Source organism: Leifsonia psychrotolerans (assembly GCF_013410665.1).
In the GTDB taxonomy this organism is placed as follows: domain Bacteria; phylum Actinomycetota; class Actinomycetes; order Actinomycetales; family Microbacteriaceae; genus Cryobacterium; species Cryobacterium psychrotolerans_A.
On sequence record NZ_JACCFM010000001.1, the window covers coordinates 3526672 to 3546545 of the forward strand.

The 19874-nt window shown below is 63.1% G+C and carries 16 protein-coding genes and 1 tRNA gene; 13 read left to right on the forward strand and 4 right to left on the reverse strand.

Going from position 1 to position 19874, the window contains the following annotated elements:
• Positions 1-136: 136 nt before the first annotated feature.
• The 3 genes from HNR05_RS16020 (at position 137) to HNR05_RS16030 (ending at position 6427) form a co-directional block, all read left to right on the forward strand.
• Positions 137-5164, forward strand: a complete 5028-nt coding sequence (locus HNR05_RS16020) for an ExeM/NucH family extracellular endonuclease (protein WP_179580042.1) — start codon at positions 137-139, stop codon at positions 5162-5164.
• Between the two features lie 162 nt (positions 5165-5326).
• A complete protein-coding gene (locus HNR05_RS16025; RefSeq protein ID WP_179580043.1) occupies positions 5327-5950 on the forward strand; it encodes a hypothetical protein in 624 nt (207 codons plus the stop codon).
• Between the two features lie 30 nt (positions 5951-5980).
• Positions 5981-6427 carry a dehydrogenase gene (locus HNR05_RS16030; RefSeq protein ID WP_179580044.1) on the forward strand — a complete coding sequence of 149 codons (447 nt, stop codon included), beginning with the start codon at positions 5981-5983 and terminating at the stop codon, positions 6425-6427.
• 38 nt (positions 6428-6465) lie between these two features.
• Here the strand turns inward: HNR05_RS16030 and radA are convergent, their stop codons facing one another.
• Together radA and HNR05_RS16040 are read right to left on the reverse strand one after the other, a co-directional pair.
• Positions 6466-7827: a DNA repair protein RadA gene (gene radA / locus HNR05_RS16035; RefSeq protein ID WP_179580045.1), complete on the reverse strand. Its 1362-nt coding sequence runs from the start codon at positions 7825-7827 to the stop codon at positions 6466-6468.
• Positions 7828-7837: 10 nt separating this feature from the next.
• Positions 7838-8734 (reverse strand): SGNH/GDSL hydrolase family protein, encoded by an 897-nt coding sequence (locus HNR05_RS16040; RefSeq protein ID WP_343062641.1) that lies wholly within the window; start codon positions 8732-8734, stop codon positions 7838-7840.
• Between the two features lie 132 nt (positions 8735-8866).
• On the opposite strand from HNR05_RS16040, the gene HNR05_RS16045 reads away from it, so the two are divergent.
• Positions 8867-8956 (forward strand) — tRNA-Ser (locus HNR05_RS16045).
• Between the two features lie 75 nt (positions 8957-9031).
• Here the strand turns inward: HNR05_RS16045 and HNR05_RS16050 are convergent.
• Together HNR05_RS16050 and HNR05_RS16055 are read right to left on the reverse strand one after the other, a co-directional pair.
• Positions 9032-10159, reverse strand: a complete 1128-nt coding sequence (locus HNR05_RS16050; RefSeq protein ID WP_179580046.1) for a tyrosine-type recombinase/integrase — start codon at positions 10157-10159, stop codon at positions 9032-9034.
• A 5-nt stretch (positions 10160-10164) separates the two neighbouring features.
• Positions 10165-10770 carry a hypothetical protein gene (locus HNR05_RS16055; protein ID WP_179580047.1) on the reverse strand — a complete coding sequence of 202 codons (606 nt, stop codon included), beginning with the start codon at positions 10768-10770 and terminating at the stop codon, positions 10165-10167.
• A 114-nt stretch (positions 10771-10884) separates the two neighbouring features.
• Here HNR05_RS16055 and HNR05_RS16060 point away from each other — a divergent pair, with 114 nt between their 5' ends.
• From HNR05_RS16060 to HNR05_RS16100, 9 genes are all read left to right on the forward strand, one after another.
• Positions 10885-11127 carry a helix-turn-helix transcriptional regulator gene (locus HNR05_RS16060; RefSeq protein WP_179580048.1) on the forward strand — a complete coding sequence of 81 codons (243 nt, stop codon included), beginning with the start codon at positions 10885-10887 and terminating at the stop codon, positions 11125-11127.
• Positions 11128-11129: 2 nt separating this feature from the next.
• Positions 11130-11639: a hypothetical protein gene (locus tag HNR05_RS16065; RefSeq protein ID WP_179580049.1), complete on the forward strand. Its 510-nt coding sequence runs from the start codon at positions 11130-11132 to the stop codon at positions 11637-11639.
• An 863-nt stretch (positions 11640-12502) separates the two neighbouring features.
• Positions 12503-12721: a hypothetical protein gene (locus HNR05_RS16070; RefSeq protein WP_179580050.1), complete on the forward strand. Its 219-nt coding sequence runs from the start codon at positions 12503-12505 to the stop codon at positions 12719-12721.
• A 242-nt stretch (positions 12722-12963) separates the two neighbouring features.
• The gene (locus HNR05_RS16075) at positions 12964-13329 is read left to right on the forward strand and encodes a hypothetical protein (protein WP_179580051.1); all 366 of its coding nucleotides are present in this window, start codon (positions 12964-12966) and stop codon (positions 13327-13329) included.
• Positions 13330-13339: 10 nt separating this feature from the next.
• Complete coding sequence (locus HNR05_RS16080) at positions 13340-13912, forward strand: hypothetical protein (protein WP_179580052.1); 573 nt, start codon at positions 13340-13342, stop codon at positions 13910-13912.
• Positions 13913-14093: 181 nt separating this feature from the next.
• The gene (locus tag HNR05_RS16085) at positions 14094-14936 is read left to right on the forward strand and encodes a phage major capsid protein (protein ID WP_179580053.1); all 843 of its coding nucleotides are present in this window, start codon (positions 14094-14096) and stop codon (positions 14934-14936) included.
• A 457-nt stretch (positions 14937-15393) separates the two neighbouring features.
• Positions 15394-17085: a hypothetical protein gene (locus tag HNR05_RS16090; protein ID WP_179580054.1), complete on the forward strand. Its 1692-nt coding sequence runs from the start codon at positions 15394-15396 to the stop codon at positions 17083-17085.
• Between the two features lie 928 nt (positions 17086-18013).
• On the forward strand, positions 18014-18445 hold the full coding sequence (locus HNR05_RS16095; protein ID WP_179580055.1) for a GreA/GreB family elongation factor: 432 nt from the start codon (positions 18014-18016) through the stop codon (positions 18443-18445).
• 206 nt (positions 18446-18651) lie between these two features.
• Positions 18652-19842 carry an InlB B-repeat-containing protein gene (locus HNR05_RS16100; protein ID WP_179580056.1) on the forward strand — a complete coding sequence of 397 codons (1191 nt, stop codon included), beginning with the start codon at positions 18652-18654 and terminating at the stop codon, positions 19840-19842.
• The last annotated feature ends 32 nt before the right edge of the window (positions 19843-19874 follow it).

Here is a 19874-nt window from a genome sequence, read left to right on the forward strand (position 1 = left end):
GGGAGGAATTTGAGAGACCCTCATGCGCATACGTGCAGATCCCTCATGTTCTTCGAGTGTTCATTCCATCAGCCCCAGTGGTCTGGATAGGCTCCCTAAATTGCCATCAATGTCGATCGTCAATCACAGGAGAACAATGTCCCTCAATCCACGAAGGCACCTCACGGTTGCCTGCTCGGCCCTCCTTGGGCTGGGGCTGGTTCTAGCCCCTATCGTCGCTTTGCCGGCTCAGGCTCATGTCGCCGGCACCGGAATCATCATCAACGAGGCCTACGTCAACGGCGGCTCCGCCAGCGCGACTTTCATCAACAAATTTGTTGAGCTTTACAACCCCACGGGTGCTGATGTCGCTCTGACGGGTATGTCTTTGCAGTACCGGGCTGCAGCAGGCGCCGGCGATCCCTCGAGCGTTCTGCCGCTGACGGGCACAATCCCAGCCGGCGGTCACTATCTCATTCAGGGCGGCTCCAATGGTGCCGTGGGTGCGCCTCTGACACGACCAGACGCCACGCTTGCCGGAATGAACGCGGCAGCCGGCGGCGGCACCTTCTTCCTCGCAAACCAGACCGCGAAGCTCACCACCCCTCCAACAGGATCTGTGCTGGGCAACCCCGCCATTATCGATGTCCTCGGCTTCGGCAACTCGTTGACCTTTGAGACGGCTGTCGCCCCTCTCGCTTCAGTCTCGCTGTCTCTGAACCGAACGGCGGGCGCCGATACCGACAGCAACGTCGTCGACTTCGCGACGGCGGCTCCCACTCCAACCAACTCGCTGGGTGAGGTTTCCGCGCCACCGGTGCCGGTCGTTCCCGACCCGGTCACCGCGCCCGCCGACACCACGCCGATCGCCCAGATTCAGGGGATCAGCACGGCCAGCCCGCTCGTCGGCAGGGTCGTGAAGACCGTCGGCGTCGTGACCGCAAACTATCCCACCGGCGGTTTCAAGGGCTTCTATCTGCAGACGCCCGGAACCGGCGGAGCACTCGACCTGGCTGCGCACACCGCGTCGGATGCCGTCTTCGTCTACACGGCGGACCGCACGGCGTCCGTCGCAATCGGCGACTACGTCGAGGTTGCTGGTTATGTCGACGAGTTCTACGGGCTGACCCAGGTCAGTGTGCCGTCGCTGGATAACATCACAAAGCTCGACTCGACCGGTGTCGTCGCTCCCACGCCGAGCGTCGTGACGATTTCGACCTCCGCTGTCGAGCGGGAATCGCTGGAGGGCATGCTGATCGCGCCCCAGGGACCCTTCACGGTCACCAACAACTACTCGACGAACCAGTACGGTGACATCGGTCTGGCGATCGGCGACACGCCACTGGTCAACCCAACGGTGCTGCACCGTCCGGGTTCCGCCGGCCAGATTGCGGCGATCGCCGACAACGCGGCCCGGTTGATCACTCTCGACGACGGTGCGACCACGAACTTCCTGGCCGCCGCCAACACCGGCAAGCCGGTGCCGTACCTCTCGACGACCGCGCCAGTGCGCGTCGGTGCCGCGGTCACGTTCACCAAGCCGGTCATCCTCGACTACCGCAACGGTGGCTGGACACTGCAACCGACCACTGAGCTCGTTCCCGGCAACGCCGCGACGGTTCAGCCGGTCAGCTTCGAGAACACCCGCACGCCGGCTCCGCGCGACGTGGGCGGCGACATCCGCCTGGCCACGTTCAATGTGCTGAACTACTTTGCGACCACGGGTGATTCGATCCCGAAATGCCAGTACTACAACGACCGCGACGGAAACAAGATCACGGTCAGCTCCGGTTGTGACGCTCGCGGCGCAGCCACCGAGGCGAGTTTCAAGCGTCAGCAGGCCAAGAGTGTTGCGGCCATCAATGCCCTTGGTGCCGACATCGTCAGCCTGGAGGAAATCGAAAACTCGGCCAAGTTCGGCAAGAACCGCGACTATGCGCTCGGTACCCTCGTTGACGCGTTGAATGAGGCAGTCGGCGGTTCGGTGTGGGACTACGTGCCCTCGCCCGCCGCGCTCCCCACCGCGGAGGACGTTATCCGCACGGCCTTCATCTACAAGAAGGCGTCTGTCCAGACCGTCGGCGACTCGACGATCCTGACCGACGACAGCGCGTTCGACAATGCCCGCCGCCCGCTCGCCCAGTCCTTCCAATTGGTTGGAGACCCGGCCAGCGCGTTCCTGGTGATCGTCAACCACTTCAAGTCGAAGGGCTCGGGAACGGGCACGGAGGCTGACCTCGGCGACGGTCAAGGCGCATCGAACCCGTCACGGAAGCGCCAGGCGACGGCGCTCGTTGGGTTCGCCAGCGCCATGAAGACGGCCGCGAAGACCGACAAGGTCTTCCTGGTCGGAGACTTCAACGCGTACGATCAGGAAGACCCGATCGAGATCATCAAAGCCGCCGGGTACATCAGCCAGGAGTACAAGAGCGGCGAGTACACCTATGCCTACGATGGCTCGGTCGGTTCGCTCGACCACGTGTTCGCTTCTCCGGCAGCGGATGCGACGGTCGCCGATGATGCTGTCGACGTCTGGAACATCAACTCGGTTGAGAACGTCGCACTCGAGTACAGCCGTTTCAACAGCAACGTCACCAATTTCTACGAAGCCAACCCGTACCGTGCGTCCGACCACGACCCCGTGGTCCTCGGCCTGGACATCGCCACGAAGCCCACGTCCGGCGTCGACATCAACATTCTCAACCTGAACGACTTCCACGGTCGGATCGATGAGAACACGGTGAAGTTCGCTGGCACCGTCGAAAGCCTGCGTGCGCAGTATGGCGACGACTCGACACTGTTCCTCTCGGCCGGTGACAATGTGGGAGCGTCGCTCTTCGCATCCGCGTCGCAGCAGGACAAGCCGACCATCGACGTGCTGAACGCGCTCGGCATGAAGGCCTCGGCCGTGGGCAACCACGAATTCGACCAGGGCTGGAATGACCTGAAGACCCGTATCAAGGCCGCGGCGAGCTTCGACTACCTGGGAGCCAACGTGTACACGAAGGGCACCACGGTCGCGGCAATGCAGGAGTTCGAGATCTTCGAGATCGACGGTGTGAAGGTCGGCGTCATCGGTGCCGTCACCGCCGACACCCCCTCGCTCGTCACGCCGACCGGTGTTGCAGAACTGAGCTTCGGGGACCCCGTCGAGGCGGTCAACCGAGTTGCACAACAGCTCACCGACGGCAACCTGGCGAACGGTGAAGCAGATGTTCTGATTGCTGAATATCACGAAGGTGACGGCATCGGAGACACGTCGACGCTGGAGAACGAGATCGCCGACGGAACCAGCGTGTTCGCCCGGATCGTCACCATGACCGACCCGGCCGTGAACGCTATCTTCACTGGCCACACGCACAAGAAGTACGCCTGGCAGGCACAGGTTCCGGGCGCGGCAGACGGCGTCACTCGCCCGGTGCTGCAGACCGGCCAGTACGGTGAGAACGTCGGCCAGGTGGTGTTGCGCTATGACACGACAACGAAGGCGACCAGCACGGTGAAGGTGCAGAATGTCACGCGTCTGGCCTCCCCAGTGACGACCGCACCCAGCGGCTCGACACCGGCCGAGATCAAAGCAGCCAGCGACGCCACCGTTGCCGCAAGCAAGGCCCTCGATGCCTCGCTGGTGGAGACGTATCCACGGGTCGCCGAGGTCAAGCGCATCACGGATGCGGCCCTCGCTGAGGCTGCAGTGGTCGGCAACCAGGTCATCGGTTCAGTCACGGCTGACATCTCGCGTGCCTGCACCGGAGGAACGTCACCGTGTGCCGAGGACCGCTCGGCACCGTCGGCAATGGGCACGCTCGTGGCGAACTCGCTGCGTGCTTCGCTCTCGGACCCGAGTAAGGGTGGTGCCGAAATTGGCATGGTCAACCCCGGGGGCATGCGCACCGAATTGCTCTACAAGAGCGATGGAACTGTCACCTATGCGGCGGCCAACGCCGTGCTGCCGTTCGTGAACAACCTCTGGACCACGACCCTCACCGGGGCGCAGTTCAAGACCGTTCTCGAGCAGCAGTGGCAGCGAGACGCCAAGGGAAACGTTCCGAGCCGCGCCTACCTGCAGCTCGGGCTGTCGGACAACGTGAACTACACGTTCGACGCGAGCCGCACCGAGGGGGATCGCATCACGAGCATCTGGATCAATGGCGCCCCGATCGACCCGACACGCGACTACCGCATCGGATCCTTCAACTTCCTGCTCACCGGTGGCGACAACTTCTGGGAGTTCAACAACGGGAAGAACACTCGTGACTCGGGTCTCGTTGACCGCGATGCGTGGATCTCGTACATCACTGCACAGAGCCCGCTGAAGCCGTCATTCGCTGCCCGCCAGGCGACGGTCACCGGTGTGCCGACAGCGGGTGTCAACCGCGGTGACTCGGTGACGCTCACGGTGTCGAACGTCAATCTCACCTCGCTGGGCGCCCCGAAGAACACAGAGTTCACGCTGCTCTGGTCGGGCAGCACGGCGAGCCTGGGCACAGCAACGATCGACGCATCCGGTATGTCGACAGTGACATTCACGGTGCCGAACGATGCGAAGGCGAACAGCGTTCTCGAGCTGACGGCGAAGGAGACCGGCACGATTGTGCGCGTCGCCCTGACCGTCAACGCGACGACGCCGGTCGACCCGACGGCACCCACTACTGCTCCGACCCCTGCTGACGAAGCAGCACTCCTCGCCGCACTGGAGGACCTCATCACGACCGATGCGGCCTCGTATGCGGCAGGCAGCCCGATCGTCATCACAGTCGGTGCCGAGCACGCCGGGGAGTTCGTTTCAGTCTGGGTCCACTCGATTCCGGTCAACCTGGGCGGATGGCTGAAAGTCGGTGCGACAGGTACCGTGACCGCGACCCTGCCCGCCGACCTGCCGGCCGGAACACACCGCATCGTCGTGCAGGATGTTGACGGCAACGTCATCGGCTGGACGAGCGTTGAGGTACGGGCTGCGGCGACCGACCCCGGCACCAACCCGGGTACCGACCCGGGTGCCAACCCAGGTACCGGCACAACCGATCCGGGTTCGACCGGTTCGACCCCGTCGGCAACGGGAACGGGTGACCTCGCTCACACCGGCGCCGAGATCATGCCGCTGATCGCCGGAGGCATGCTGATGCTTCTGCTCGGTGGGATCTTCCTGATCCGTCGCCGTCGCGCGGGCCTCGAGGAGTCATAGCGCAGGGACATACAACCGCGGGGGCGTGAGCATCCGCTGAACAGACGATCCGGCAGGATTCCGATCAGGAGTCCTGCCGGATCATTCCTCTTCCGCTTGGCCGCTCGGCGAACCACCGAGCAAATGCCGTGCCAATGCTGATGCCCTCGCTAGCCTGAAGTCATGTCGACGATCAAGCACCCTGTCGGTCCCCAATCCGAAAAGGTCTACCGACGCCGTCGTGCGGTCGTGGGGCTCGTGGTTCTGGCCGTGATTGTCATCATCGTGCTCATCATCGTGCGTCCCGGCTCCGATTCGTCGAAACCGGCGGGAGCGCCAGCCTCCGCCACTCAGCCGACGGATACCGCGGCTGACTCGGCCACACCTCCGAAGGCGGGCGGCGCCTGCGACCCCGCGCAGGTTCAGGTCGACGCCCTGACGGATCTCGACAGCTACGCTGTCGATCAGCTGCCGCAGCTCACCCTGAGCGTCACGAACACTGGGCCGGTGGCCTGCACGCTCAACGCAGGAACGTCGAAGCAGGTGTACACGATTACGAGCGGCACCGATGTGTGGTGGACGTCGACGGACTGCCAGACCGACTCGTCAGACGCTGAGGTCACCCTCGAGCCCAACACGCCGCTGAAGACAAGCACGCCGCTGGAATGGCAGCGGATCCGTTCGTCACCCGACACCTGTGATGCCGCAGACCGTGAGGCCGCGCCGGCCGGAGGGGCGTCGTATCGTCTGAGCGTGAGCGTCGATGGGATCGAGTCGGCCAGTCCCACTCAGTTCCTGCTCGACTAACGTCTCGGCCAGCCAAGATAGGCTTGAGCTATGGCAGCGGCAGGGCGAAAGAAGACCAAACGGGCGGCGAAGCCTCCGATCGAATTCCACGCTGAGGCGTTGGCCCAGGCGCTGGAACGTCAAGACATGGCCGCGATCGCACTCGCATTGCGCCACGGCAACACGATCGTTCCACTGAGTGCCGCCGGCGACCGTGATCGCCCGCTCGACTCGGGGCAGGTTTGGACCTACCGCGATCCGAACACGCAAGAAGTTGCCCTTCTGCTGTTCAGCGACGCGAAGAACAAGCCCGAAAACTTGCCGCCGTTCGTGGGCGTGCAGAGCCCGGATTGGCTGCGCGCTTTTCTGCTTCGTTACGTCGACGAGATCACCACAGTGTTCTTCGATATCGCGGGGCCGCATCCGCTGCAGGCCACCCCGGCCGAGTTGCTCGCCGCGCTCGGCACGGCGCCCGGCGCCGATCTTCCGACCGAGTAGCGCGTCGACCGGGGCCAGGAGCCCGAGTGCGATCGAGGTTAGAAGGCCGAGTCGAGTTCGGCCTCCCACTTGGAAAGATCGCTGGAGAGCGCGAGCCCGACGGCCGAACGCACCAGGCCGCTCGCCGCGTCAATGCGGTGGGTGAAGCCCAGTCGCGCTCCCTCTGCCGCGCGCTGTTTCGCCGCCGTAACCGGTCGGATCTCGCCGGCCAAGCTGATTTCGCCGAAGGCTGCGACGTTGTGCGCGATGGGAGTGTCGCGCACCGCTGAGGCGATGGCCAATGCGATGGCGAGGTCGGCGGCTGGTTCGGTGAGCTTGACGCCGCCCACGGTCGACACGTACACGTCTTGACCGGCCAACGGTATTCCGACGCGCTTTTCGAGTACCGCGAGCACCATGGCGACCCGTGACGGGTCGACTCCGTTCGTGACCCGACGCGGGTTCGGGGCCTGCGTGCCCACGACGAGCGCCTGAATCTCGACGGGCATCGCCCGTCGGCCCTCGAGGGCGACGGTGACGCACGTTCCCGAGACCGCCGTCGTTCCGCGGCTGAGGAAGAGCCCACTGGGATCGGGCACCTCGGCGATACCGTCTCCGGTCATCTCGAAACAGCCCACCTCATCGGTCGGTCCGAAGCGGTTCTTCAGGGCGCGCACGAAACGCAGGGCGGTCTGGCGATCGCCTTCGAACTGGCAGACCACGTCGACGATGTGTTCGAGCAGCCGGGGACCCGCGATCGAACCGTCTTTGGTGACATGGCCGACCAACAAAATCGGCAGGTCGCGGTCTTTGGCCACCCGAATGAGAGTGGAGGCCACCTCGCGCACCTGGCTGGGCTGACCGGCCAATCCGTCGGAGGCGGCGCTTGACACGGTCTGTACCGAGTCGATGATGAGCAGGTCGGGCTTGACTGCGTCGATCTGCCCCAGGATGGTGCCCAGATCAGTCTCGGCGGCCAGGAAGAGCTCGGGGTGTAACGCGTTCGTGCGCTCGGCGCGCAGGCGCACCTGGCTCACAGACTCTTCGGCACTGACATAGAGCACGCGCGATTTGGAGGCTGCCGCCTTAGAAGCAACTTCGAGCAGCAGGGTGGATTTGCCGACTCCGGGCTCTCCACTGAGCAGGATCACAGCGCCGGGCACGATACCGCCGCCCAGCACTCGGTCGAACTCGTTGATACCGCTCGGCCAGTGTTCGACCGCCGTTGTATCGACGTGTGTGATCGGACGGGCAACCCCCGCTCCGACCACAGCGGTGGGCTGCACTGATTTGGCCAGGCCGATCTTCTCGGCGGTCTCGACGACGGTGCCCCACTGCTGGCATTCGCCACAGCGGCCGGCCCACTTCGCGGTGGCCCAGCCGCACTCGGTGCAGCGGAAGGAAGATGCTGGTTTTGCCATGTCAGCGAGCCTAGCTCGGGCCGCTGACACTCCCCGGTGGTGTGGCGGTCTGCGGTGCACGGGCGGCCGAGGCATCCGTCTGTGGAGAAGGCTTCGCACTGTGAGAAGGCTCGGCACTGTGAGAAGGCTCGGCACTGTGCGAAGGCAACGGAAGACGGGACACGGCGGCACTGAGATCGGGGAGGAACGCCTCGGCCCAGACCCGGTAGCCGCGGTCATTCGGGTGGAACATATCGTTCGCGAACTGCGTCAGAGCGCTGCGGAGACCCTGTCGTTTTGTGGTCGAATGCAGCGGAACGACGGTGAGCGCGAACTCGTCGGCGATCTGGCGCAGGAGCCGATTCGCCACGGCGACCTTCGCCTCGGCTGACGCAAAATGAAAGCACGGGAGGTCGGCGACGAGCGTGTGCGCTGGCACTGCTTCGAAGATCTGCCGAATGCCGGACTCGAAGGTCGCCGCATCCCACTGGGCAATGTCGTTGGCACCAATGGCCACGGTGACGAGATCCGGCTGCAGTTTCATCAGGCGCGGGAGTTGGTCGCGCACGGCGAGTTCGACGGTGGCACCCGACACGCTCAAATTGATCACGCGTACCGTGCGGCCCGTGGCCAGACGGATGTGATCGGCCAGGATTCCCACATAGCCACGCTGCGGGGCGCTCGCGCCGATGCCCTGTGCGGCGCTGTCGCCGAGGGCCACGTAGAGAAGCTCGCCCTTCTCTTTCGCGTGATCACGCCACCACTTCGAGTTGATCGGGAGGGTCTCGTTGAGAACCGTGGCGTTCGCGGCGATGCGGTGTCGGAAACCGCGATATCCGATTGTGGCAGTGGCGCCAAGGGCGGCGGCGCCGGTGAGCAGGCTGGCGGCGCCCACGAGGGTGGCGAGGCCGGAATTCTTGAAAGTCACTCGCAGAGAGTACAACGCTTGGTCGAGCTTTGCCTGGCTCCGATGCCACGGGCTGCGCGCTGTGGTGGGATTCGGCACGCCGGGGAGAGCTCAATTCGCGTCGGGATTAGTCTCTCGGCTAGAATCGTCCACGGTACCGTGTCCGAGCGGCCGAAGGTGCAACTCTCGAAAAGTTGTGTGGGTGAAAGTCCACCGTGGGTTCAAATCCCACCGGTACCGCCACAGAAAACCCCCTGAATCCCTTGCATTTGCTGGGACTCAGGGGGTTTTTGCTTATACGGAACAGCCCAATGGACACTATCTGGACACATTCGACGCCGTCTTCGCGTGATCGAGTGCCATAGCTACGGCGTCAAGGTCGTCGTCGAAGAGATCTGCATATGTGTCGAGAGTCATGGCTGCCGACGCGTGGCCGAGCATCCGTTGAACGGCTTTGACGTTCGCGCCGGCACTAATCGCCAGGCTTGCCGCCGTGTGCCGCAAGTCATGGATAGTCACCCGCTCAAAGTGCTTGTCAGCGGCCTGGGACTTCTTCACCGCGGCTACGAACCAGCCGCGTCTTGAATCCGGAAGCCGCACATGATCGAGTCCACCCCCGAACAGTAAGGCATCGCGTGACTTGCCCTCGCAGAGTCTCGCCAGCGGCTCGGAGAGGAAAGCTGGGTATGGCACGCTTCGGCTCGAGTGGGACTTCGGCGTGCCAACCACAATCGTGCCACCGACGCTCACCGCATTCTCTGTGACGTTCACGCGCCGGCGCAGCGCATCGAGACTTCGAACGCGCAAGCCGGTAGCCTCGCCCCACCGTAGACCCGTGTACGCCAAGAACAGCACCAGCGATGAATGCTTCCCCGAGTTGTCGGCCAATAGCTGCGCCTGGTCGTGTGAGAGATATACGCGCGCCTTGCCCGACTTTCGCGGCAGATCGACGCCGCGCGCGGGATTCACCGGCATGCGCCGATCCTTCACCGCTACATCGAGGATTGCTGCGAGCGCTCCGTATGCCCGTAGCACCGTCGTTGCGCCCTTGTCTTTGCTCAGCGTCGAAACCCACGTCTGCACCTCGCTGTGCCGCACGTCACCGACGGCGTAAGGCCCCCACTTCGGCTGCACATGCAACCGCCATGCAATCTCAACCGGCCGGAATGACGACGGCTTGAGATGGGTCTGTGACTTGAGCCAGATACCGCCAAGCGTGGCGACGGTCGCCCGCGCGTCGGCCGGGTCGATATACGCGCCCTGAGACTTCGAATGCTCGACCGTATTCAGGAAGTTCTCAGCGTCCTTCTTCCGGACGAAACCGCGCTTTGCCCCCTGGGAATGGTCCGGCTTCCGGTACCGCACACGGTATCGGAGGTCTTCTTTGCGAGGATTGCCCGTTGCCGTCGTAGGGCCCTTGAGATAGTAAGGCTCGATGCTTCCCATCGTGGCTACTCCAGCAGCCCGTTCGCGCGGGCGCGCGCGATCCACCTCGTAGCGGTTCGCTGAGGTAGGCCCAGCGTCTCCTGGACAGCTAAACCGGGATTGCCCCCAACGGCTTTGCACCATGCAAACGTCCGTGCAACCCACATCAGCATTTCCTCTGTTGGGCCGTTTGGGCCTACGGCTGCCGCGGCGAGAGATTGCCTGTCGAGCAGGCCCCCGCCGGTCGACTGCTCGGCGCGTTTCTTTCGTTCTTCGCTTCCCCGCTGCGCCGCAAGGACGACGAATGGGTCGGCGGCAGCGAGAGCGTGCAGCAGCTTCGGAAGGGAAATCTTATGGACCTGCGCAGTCGTAATGCGATCGTCGGAGCGCATGGTCATTGAGTGAAGGCGATACCCCTCTCGAGCGTCGAGGGTTAGCAGGTCCAACTCGAAGGCTATCCCTGGCAAGTCGGGGAGCTCTACGGTCCCGTGTAGCAGCTGAGGTAACCAGAGGTCCGGTTTGAGTGGCCCCACCTGTACGAAATCTGAGAGCCCATCCTCACGAATCACGCCCGGCGCTGAGAGGCTCGCGCGGGTTGCGCCCTCGTTGGTTGAATTCGTCTCATCTCTCATACGGAAGATTCTAACCACCCAATGGCCTAGATGTTTTATTTCGTGGCCACATGATGCTAGCGTGACTCATGGCCGCGAAATTTAAAAACATGGCCACTACCCGAGAGGCGCAATATGAGCATTTCAGTTTCACTGCCGGATGGCGGAGTGGAAGCAGCACGCGAGCGTTACCTATCGCCTGATCAGGTTTGCGAGCTCGTGCCGGTGTTGACGAAGGGCCAACTTGCACAATGGCGGTTCCTCTCCGCCGGCCCGCGCTACCGCAAATTGGGGCGGAAGGTCGTCTACGTCGAGTCCGAGGTAATCGAATTCGTTGAATCAACCGCCCGTTATGGGACCGCCGCGGAAGCTGTGTAGCAATGTCCGCAATTGTGAATGCCGCCGACGCCTGGCCGGGCATCGACGGCAAATCGACCGAAACCACATCAAAGGAAACGACGACAGTGAACACGCTACTTGACGCCAAGCACAACCATCCGAACGCCACGATTGAGCGCGATGTTCAAGGCTGCGGTGCGCGCCCCGCCACACGCGAGGTTGGTGAGAACGCTCGCGATTGGGTGCGTAACCTCCCGCCGGTGCAGGGACGCAACCTTGAGCTTTCGCTGTACACGAACGGTCCGGCTGAAGGGGGTGCGAGGGCGGAGGTCGACGCCGGACCGCTCAGGGAGCCTGTCGAGCTTCGGGACCTCTCCGCTCTCCCAGAAGCTACCCGACTCGACGCCCTCAACGCCGGCGGCCTCAACGTCACCGGCCCCGGCGGCCGACTACTTCACCCCGAAAGCGTACTGATGGATGCGTTGACCTGGGCCGATAGTGCGCGCCGATGCGTGGGCCGCGCCCGCTACATCATCACGGCCGGTGCGTAGAGCGGTGACGTTCAAGCTGCGGCTTCCCTACCGCGTCGCGCCTGTCGTTGTCACCGCGACAACGATGAACTCGCCGTCAGTGCCCGCCGTGACTCTCGAAGTTGGGGGTGAGCGGGCCCACATGGCCCCCCATGATGCCCGCAAGCTCGCCACTGCGTTACTTGAGCACGCAGCCGCTGCTGAACGGACGCCGACGGAATGGCCGTAGCTGCGGCCCGCTCCGCGAGCGCCAACATTCACAATCGACTCGATGAAAGGACTTGCGGATGGGCTCACAGTTGGTCGGGCGAGCTTTCGTCTTCGCAGTCGAGCATCCCTTGAAGCCGAACGAGTTTCGTCTATTGGCTTTCATGGCCAACACTGCTTTGGACACCGACAGTCCGCCGCGATATTTCGGCAGCCGTGAGACCTCAGCATTCGGCTTGGGCGCACGCTTGCCCGCCGCGCCCGCGCCGGATGCTCCGAACGCTCTCGAGATCTCGCGTGAGCGCGAAAGCGCATTCGAATCGGTCAGGCGTGCAACGAAGGGATTGCTTGAGGCGGGCGCGATTCGCCAGCTCAAGCGCGGGCGTACCGGTCAGCGTGCCGAGTTCGCCCTAACTCTCAACGCGGTGAGCTTCACCCCGTCGAGTCCTGGTTCGGAATCATCCAGCCCCAACGATTCGTTGGGCCTGGCGGCCATGACCAAGGCGGGCGCAGAAGGACCGAAGCCAACGAAACGTTGGGGCTCAGACCCAGCGAATCATTGGGGCACCAGACCCAACGAATCATTGGGTTCAGGCCCAACAAAACGTTGGGCCCAAGGAACCACTGAGGAACCACTACAGGGACCAAGCGAGGAACCACGTTCAAGATCTCTTGACTTGGCCAAACAGGGCGATGCCATCGGGGGAGTGCCGGCGTCGGCCGTGCAGGCTGCCACGTCCAAGGTGCTGATGACGGGGGCCACGAGCGCGACAGCTCGAACAGGCCGCCCCGAATATGCGCCGCTGAACAAATACGGCGAATGCGCCAAGCACCTCAACTACCCGGCACCGTGCGACGCCTGTCGACGCGACGCCCTCGAAATCGCAGCCGCATAGTCGAAAGGACCGCAAGCAATGACGACAGCGCCGGGATTGTGCACGACGTCTGGGCTCGGCGCGCAGATCGCGCAGCCGCTGCCGCTGACCATGCTCGGGTGTCCGCGCCGGCCTACGGGTCGCTGAACCATTGCGGCGACTGCTCTCGGCAGCCGAGCTGCGTTGCCCCGAGCGGCGGATGCCGTCTCGACGCCGCCAGTCTGTTGCGCGGAAACGACCAAACTACAAACTATTGAAAATAGGTGACAGAAGTGCATGCAATTCCTCTCGACAAGGGGTGGCAACGCGAAGCCGTCGACGCTTTGACCAGTAGCCCAAAGCCTGGCCCGTCGAACTCTCTGCGAGGTGACGCCCTCGCAGCCGTCGACGCCAACACCCGTGGCTTCCCGCGACGCGTCCGGGTAGCGAAGATGACCTCCCCCGAACGCGCTGCGTACTGGCTCTACTGGTCACGCCGCCATGAATCCCGCGGTGACCGGTTCCTCATGCAGCTGCACGACATTCGCGACGCACTCCACGCCGGCGACACCCCCGCAGCCTTCGCCCTGGTCGAAGACCTTCCCCGCAAGAACCAGCGCACCGCCACAACCAGCAACACCAACCCGTAGGAGACCAGCAATGACCACCACACTGCAAGCAGCGACGACCGAACCGACCAGCACAACGCCGCCGGCATCCGCACAGCCCGCGACACCGCCACAGACCCCCGCCGCGCCCACCAGCGCCTCAGCAGCACCCGTAGACGCGCAGAGCGACGCCACGGACGCCCGGCGGCGCGGTCCAGCGGCAGAGGCCGCAGCGCGCCGCCACCAGCTGCGCGACGCTGAGGCAACAATCAGCACTCAGGCGGCGCAGATTGCCGCCATGCAGCGCGACGCCATCGAGAACCTGATCGCGCTTCCCGAGGTTGACCTTCGAGGTGACGGCAGCCACGCCGCAACCCTGCAGCGTGCGGCCGACCTCTGGGAAGTTCTCAAAGCGGAGCCGGGCCAGTTCTTCGATGAGACCGGGGCGCTCGACCGTATCGCCCTGGCCGATTTCATCGCGATGAGCACCGAGGGGCGCGACTACCTCACCAGGAGCAACGTTGAAGTGCCGCCGAGCAACCCTGCCAAGGAGGCGCTTGACCGGCAACGGTCATCGAGTCCCCGCCCCGCCGCCGCTTCACCGTGGTCCGCCGCATTCAGGTAGCCGCATAATCCGCACGACGCCGGGCCCCCGCTCTGCCACAAAGCTTGGTACAATGTGAGGGCCCGGCCGGGTCGAGTCAGTGACTCCCCAACCGCAAGCAGAAAGCCCAGAGGGCGAACACCGCGCAGGCAGCGCCGCGCGTGACTACACCACTTCCCTCGCCTCACTCTGGAGCACCCTCATGGCAAATTCTTCTACCCTCAAAACCTTCCTTGGTACGACCGAGGCCGGCCCGCTCATCATCAAGCCGCTCGAGCGTGACTCGCTCGCCCTGAACGTGTCGACCCCGATTTACACCGAGGCCGGCACCTTCCGGTTCCCGCGAATCACGTCGGACCCGTCGGCCGCGTGGACTGCCGAGAACGCCGAGATCACTGTTTCGGAAGCGGCCGGCGACGAGGTCGTCGTCATTCCACGGAAACTGGCCGGCCTCGCCGTCATCAGCAACGAGCTCGCCGCCGACACCTCCCCAGCAGCACAGGACGTCATCGGCCGCGGCCTCTCCCGTGACATCGCCCGGAAGATCGACGCCGCATTCTTCGGCACCAAGCCCGCGAACACAACCCTGCAGCCGGGCGGCCTCGAGTACCTTGCCGCGGCCGTCACCGCGATCGCCGCTGACCCCGCCGCCGGCCTCGATGCATACATCGATGCCCTCGCCGCGGCGGAAGATTTCGGGGTGAGCCTGTCAGCCTTCGTCGTGAACCCGGCAACAGCATCCGCACTCGCAAAGCTCAAGACCGGCACCGGCTCGAGCCTGCCCCTGTTCGGCACCGGTGCGACAAACGGCATCGAGCGCAACATTCTTGGAGTGCCGCTGCTCGTATCGCCGTCCGTCGTGGCCGGCACCGCCTGGGGCATCCCCAAGGACCGCGTGTTCTCCGTGATCCGCAACGATGTCTCGGTCGTCGTCGACAAGTCCGCCTACTTCTCGACAGACCAGACCGGAGTGCGCGCCGTTCTCCGCGCAGCATTCGGGTTCGTGCAGCCTGAGGCGATCATCAAGATCAAAGCTGCCGCGTAGTACTACGCCCCTCGACCGGAGTGCGGGCCTTGGTGGGTTCCCGCAGCCGGTAGATACCGTGCCCTCGACGGGCACAGGGTCGCCGCCGGCACCTCCGCCGCCGGGCTGCTCGACACCGGGCCTCCTACCCGCACCGAGCAGCCTGGCACCACCACGGACAACGCCGGCCGACAGCCACCGACAGTCCCAGAGATCCCCACGCATCGACCAATCCGCCGCCGCAACCTCACGCAGATCGCGCCCATGTTGCACCGTCTCCGCCAGCGGCCAAACTCAGCCGGCAGGGGGCCTCCACCCCTCCCCCCTGCCTCTACATTGACCGCTTCGCGTTCTGCCTCTCGCTGTGCGCGCGGGTCTGGGAAAGTAAACGGCTCGAGCGTGTCTTCCGTTCGGCAGAGGTTTGGCCACCCGATCCGACAGGATAGGCAAGTCATCACAACGCATATGAGAGGTTCTAATGGTCGCCAAACTCGAGGACGAGTCTCTTCAATCACTGTTGGAAGAGTCGTTGTCCAGGCCGATCCCGCTTCCCGGCGCTACGAGCGGCGAAGTTGACTCGTCCGTTGATCCCGCGCGGGAAGTCAACATCCTGAAGGGAGAAATAGCCCTGATGGAAGGGAAAGCCGACGCATCACTGGACGACGAGCGTCTTGCAGATCAGATGCCGGGGGAGGTTCCGCAGGCGAGCCTTGTCCAATCTCCGGAGCGTGCTGAGGGCTCGACCCAGCACGAAGCGGAGTCGCCGACTCTAACTATCAGTGACCGCACAGAGCAAAACGAGTTCATGCAGGCTCTAGAAGAGTTCCTAACGGCGCAGCAGTCGATCCTGGAACTGGGGCACTACTTGTCCGAACAGGAAACAGAACTAGCGAACACCACGCGGTTCGCCCTAGCGCACGTGCAGCGTATCCACCCCGATGCCACTGCCGACCAAGTGGAGGCTTTTATTCGGGCGACCGAGCATTTCGATGGAATCGAGACGCTTGAAGGCATCACGCCGGAGGTAATCGAAAGTTTCATGAAGGGAGTTGAAGCAGCGGCGACGAGCCTGCCAGACGATCACGCGCCATCGAGCTTCCTCGAGTCGTTGACTCGTGCGCAGCAGCAGCAGCCGAAGTTGCAAGTTTTGAATTCTTCGCTGCTAACACTTCTGGTCGGTGATTTCGAAGTCATGATTGCGTCAATCGCCCGACACTATTTCACGCTATATCCCGAGACGATCAATGAGAGCGCTAAGGCATTCACATGGAAGGAGATCGCGCAATACGACTCGCTGGATTCCCTGCGAGACGAAGTGCTCGCCTCCAGAATTTATGCGCTTATGCGCGACTCGTACGATGACTGGATCAAGTTCGTCAACGAGACGATGAATGTGGCGACAACAAGAATTGTGCAAGACGTACGAGTCCGTGAGGTGTTTCAGCGGAGGCACCTGATCGTGCACAACGGAGGCGTCGTCTCAAAGCAGTACCACGAGCGGCTTGTCGGATTGAAGGATATCCAACCCGTAGGTGACCGGGTTATAGTCACGGCCGAATACCTCCGGGAAGCGGCCGACCTGCTTTGCGTGGCGGCTTTTGCCGTTTGTGTCGGCGCTGCTCGAAAGCACCAGCGCGGACCGGACGAGCTCAATGCAATCGAGTCCCGCTTCGCAAACATGCTCTACCGGCTTCTCCAAGATGGCCGATATCGCCCCGTGCGCGACGCCGCTGCATGTCAGGCACCGAAGCCAATCAAGGATCCATACGCCGCGCTGGTTGTGAGGGTGAATGCATGGATAGCAAGGAAGAAGCTGGATGAGGACGACAAATGGCGGAAGGAGGTAGACGAGTGGGAGACGAGCATTCTTGGCAGCGATTTCAAGCTGGCCAAACTCGCCCTCCTCGATCACCTTGACGACGCAGTGGTCATGGCCCGCCAGCTGCTCGCGACCGACCAGCTTTCCCTGCAGTTTTGGCTCACATGGCCGCTTCTGACGGAAGTGCGCGCTCATGACAAGTTCATGAGAGAGGCAGAGGAAGCAGAAGCGTCAGCGGACGCGTCAACAGAAGATTTGTCTGAGGATTCTCCGGAAACCGAAAAAGATAATAAGGATAATGAGGTAGAGGTCGCTGATAATTCTGCTATTCTCAACGTCGAGAAGGAGTAACTATGTGCACCCCTGAGATCTAAATTACTTAGCGAATGCCCCTGCCATTGCGGGGGCATTCTGCATTTGGTTTTGGCTTGAACACAATTCCCCAACTCTGTTGACATGCTGCACTCCCTTTGCAGCGATGGCGGGATGTAGAACAGGTCATCTCAACTCTCGTCTATTGTGCCGCCCCGCATTTACGCCGCTCAAACCTCGCCGATATTTGGAATCCCTCAGCGGCTCGAGGCAGGGCGCCGTGCGGGCCGGAAATGCTCTGCAACCTCGAGGTGACGCAGCCTGCTGGGGTTGAGAGCTTGCCCTCTCCGCGTGGGTTTGGGCTTTGCCGCCCGAAGAGCCCCATTGCAACGAGCAAAGGGCTGAGTCAGCTAGTCATTTGCCTGCCGTGGACACACTTTGGACACGCTTCAAGAAGTTCAGTGTGTTTGCAACTAATCGAGATGGCCCAAAATCGTTGAAATTCCGATGAAACTGGGCGGCCTCATTGAGCCGATTGGTGTCGAAATAGGGTTCAAATCCCACCGGTACCGCCACAGAAAACCCCCTGATTACCCAATGTTCCATTGGTGATTAGGGGGTTTTTCGATTTCCGATTCCCCCTTGACCGTCAGGGGGTGCTTATAGGCTTATAGGCCAAAACGTGTGGATGGCGTCGGGCGTGTCATGCCCGACCGGCCCATCCTGAGCGCTACCCGAACCGTTTCTCCGCGGTGAAGGTGTTGCCGTGGGGCGCAGGATAGCGCGGTTCCCGCAGGTTTGAGCGTGGGCCGACCGCCTGAACCTGCGCATCCGAACTGGCAGCGGACGACGCACCAGCGCGAAAGCGCAGATCGTCACCGCCACACAGTCGTGACGTTGCGACGACCTCGCAACCGAGGGGCTAGACTGGGAGATTCATCTTAATGCGAAAAGTGCGGAGGTCGCGATGTCGAATATTCATGAGACCGTGTGGATGACGCCCGAAGTCTTGGGTCGATTACGGCAGGAGCTTGACGAGCTGACTGCGGCACGTTCCAGTGGGCTGGTCGCGGGAGACCGCACGGATTCCCGTATTCGGGAGATCGAGCAACTGTTGCGCGGCGCGGAAGTGGGCTCCAAGCCCGACGACGGGCTTGTTGAGCCAGGCATGAAAGTGACCGTTCGCTTTCAGGCCGACGGAACGAGTCAGACTTTCTTGATCGGCGCGCGTGAACTGCTCGCATCCGACCCGTCGATCAGCCTGGACGTTTACTCGCCCTCATCGCCTCTTGGGGCGGCAATCGTCGGCAAGTTTCCCGGCGACGAGGCCGCCTACACGGCACCCAACGGCTCGGTGGTGGGCGTGCAGATCGTCTCGTCCGAACCGTTCGCCCGCTAGCACAGTCGAGCGAATCCGCTGTATCGCTCGGAAAAACCCCCTCGATCTGAGAAGAAAAAACATCTCAGATCAGGGGGTTTTCGGCTAAAAGCTGCGACGCGCGTGCGATAGTCTTCTGCGTGAGCTGGCAAATTTCCCCGTGAGTACGTCGATTCCGGACTACGCGGCGGGGCACCCGCGCCACAGAATCCTCGAGGAAGAGTTTTATGCAACGTGCAGTAAAAAAGACCACAACGCTGGTAGCGACCGCGGCGGTGATTGGTTTCTCATCACTGTTCACGCTCGGATCGCCCGCGAACGCGGCGCCCGTCGGATGCGATGTGGGCGGGACGCTCCTCGCCGGTGATATCTGCGAGTTGAGGGTCACGGCCGGAACGATCTCTATCAATCCCAGCGCACAGATGAGCCAGCTGGAAGTGTTGCTTGTCGCCGGTGGCGGAACGGGCGTGGACTCCTCGCAGAACTACGGTGTGGGTGGTGGCGGTGGGCAGGTGAAGGTGATTGGCTTCGGCAGCGACGCCCCACTCACTTTCGTCGTTGGAGGCTCTGGCCAAGCGAGTACTGCAGCCCAAGGCGCGACGTTGGCGCAGGCCGCCCCCGGCATAGGCTCCATGAGCGGAACAGGAAATGCTGGATACTCACCCATCGGCTCAATCGGTGGTGGTGGTGGTGGTGCGGGTGCTGCTAGCACCACAATCAACGGTGGCGCCGGGACGGTTGTGGCCGACATCGCTCCGATCGGATCGCTGTTCAGCACCGACACGAACTGCTACGGCGGTGGTGGAGGAGGCGGTTCCTTCAACGCGGTCGGCGCGGCGACATGCGGTGCCGGTGTTCTCGTGGACGGCGCAACAACGGCTATTCCGGTCGCACCGACGCCCAACAGCGGCGGCGGTGGTGCCGGTGGCGGAGCAGTGTCCGATCCGGCGCTCCGTCTGGGGGCGAGCGGACTTATCGTGCTCCGCTGGGTTCCCCTTGAAGACGTGACAGTGTCGTTCGTGGGCAACGGGCACGGCGCGGCTGTCGATCCCCTGACGATTGTCGCGGGTGGCACAGTGACAAAGCCGGCTGATCCGACTGCTGCGGGGTTTGTTTTCAACGGCTGGTTCTCGGATGCCGAGTTGACGATTCCGGCGGACTTCTTTGCTCCGGTCACGGCGTCGACGACGTTCTACGCCTCATGGAGCGCGGTCACAACGCCGGACGTCACCCCGGGAACGCCGGACGTCACCCCGGGTACGCCAGCTGTTACCCCCGGAGCGGCGAGCGGGGCTGGAACATTGGCCAGCACCGGAGTCGAAGTTGACCCGGTCACCATCCCCCTCGGCCTTGCCGCGCTGGGAATGGGAATCAGTCTGCTCGCCTTTCGCGCACGACGTGCGCGTAAAGCAAACTAGCTTCACCTGATGAAGTGCCGCCCGAGGGTTCT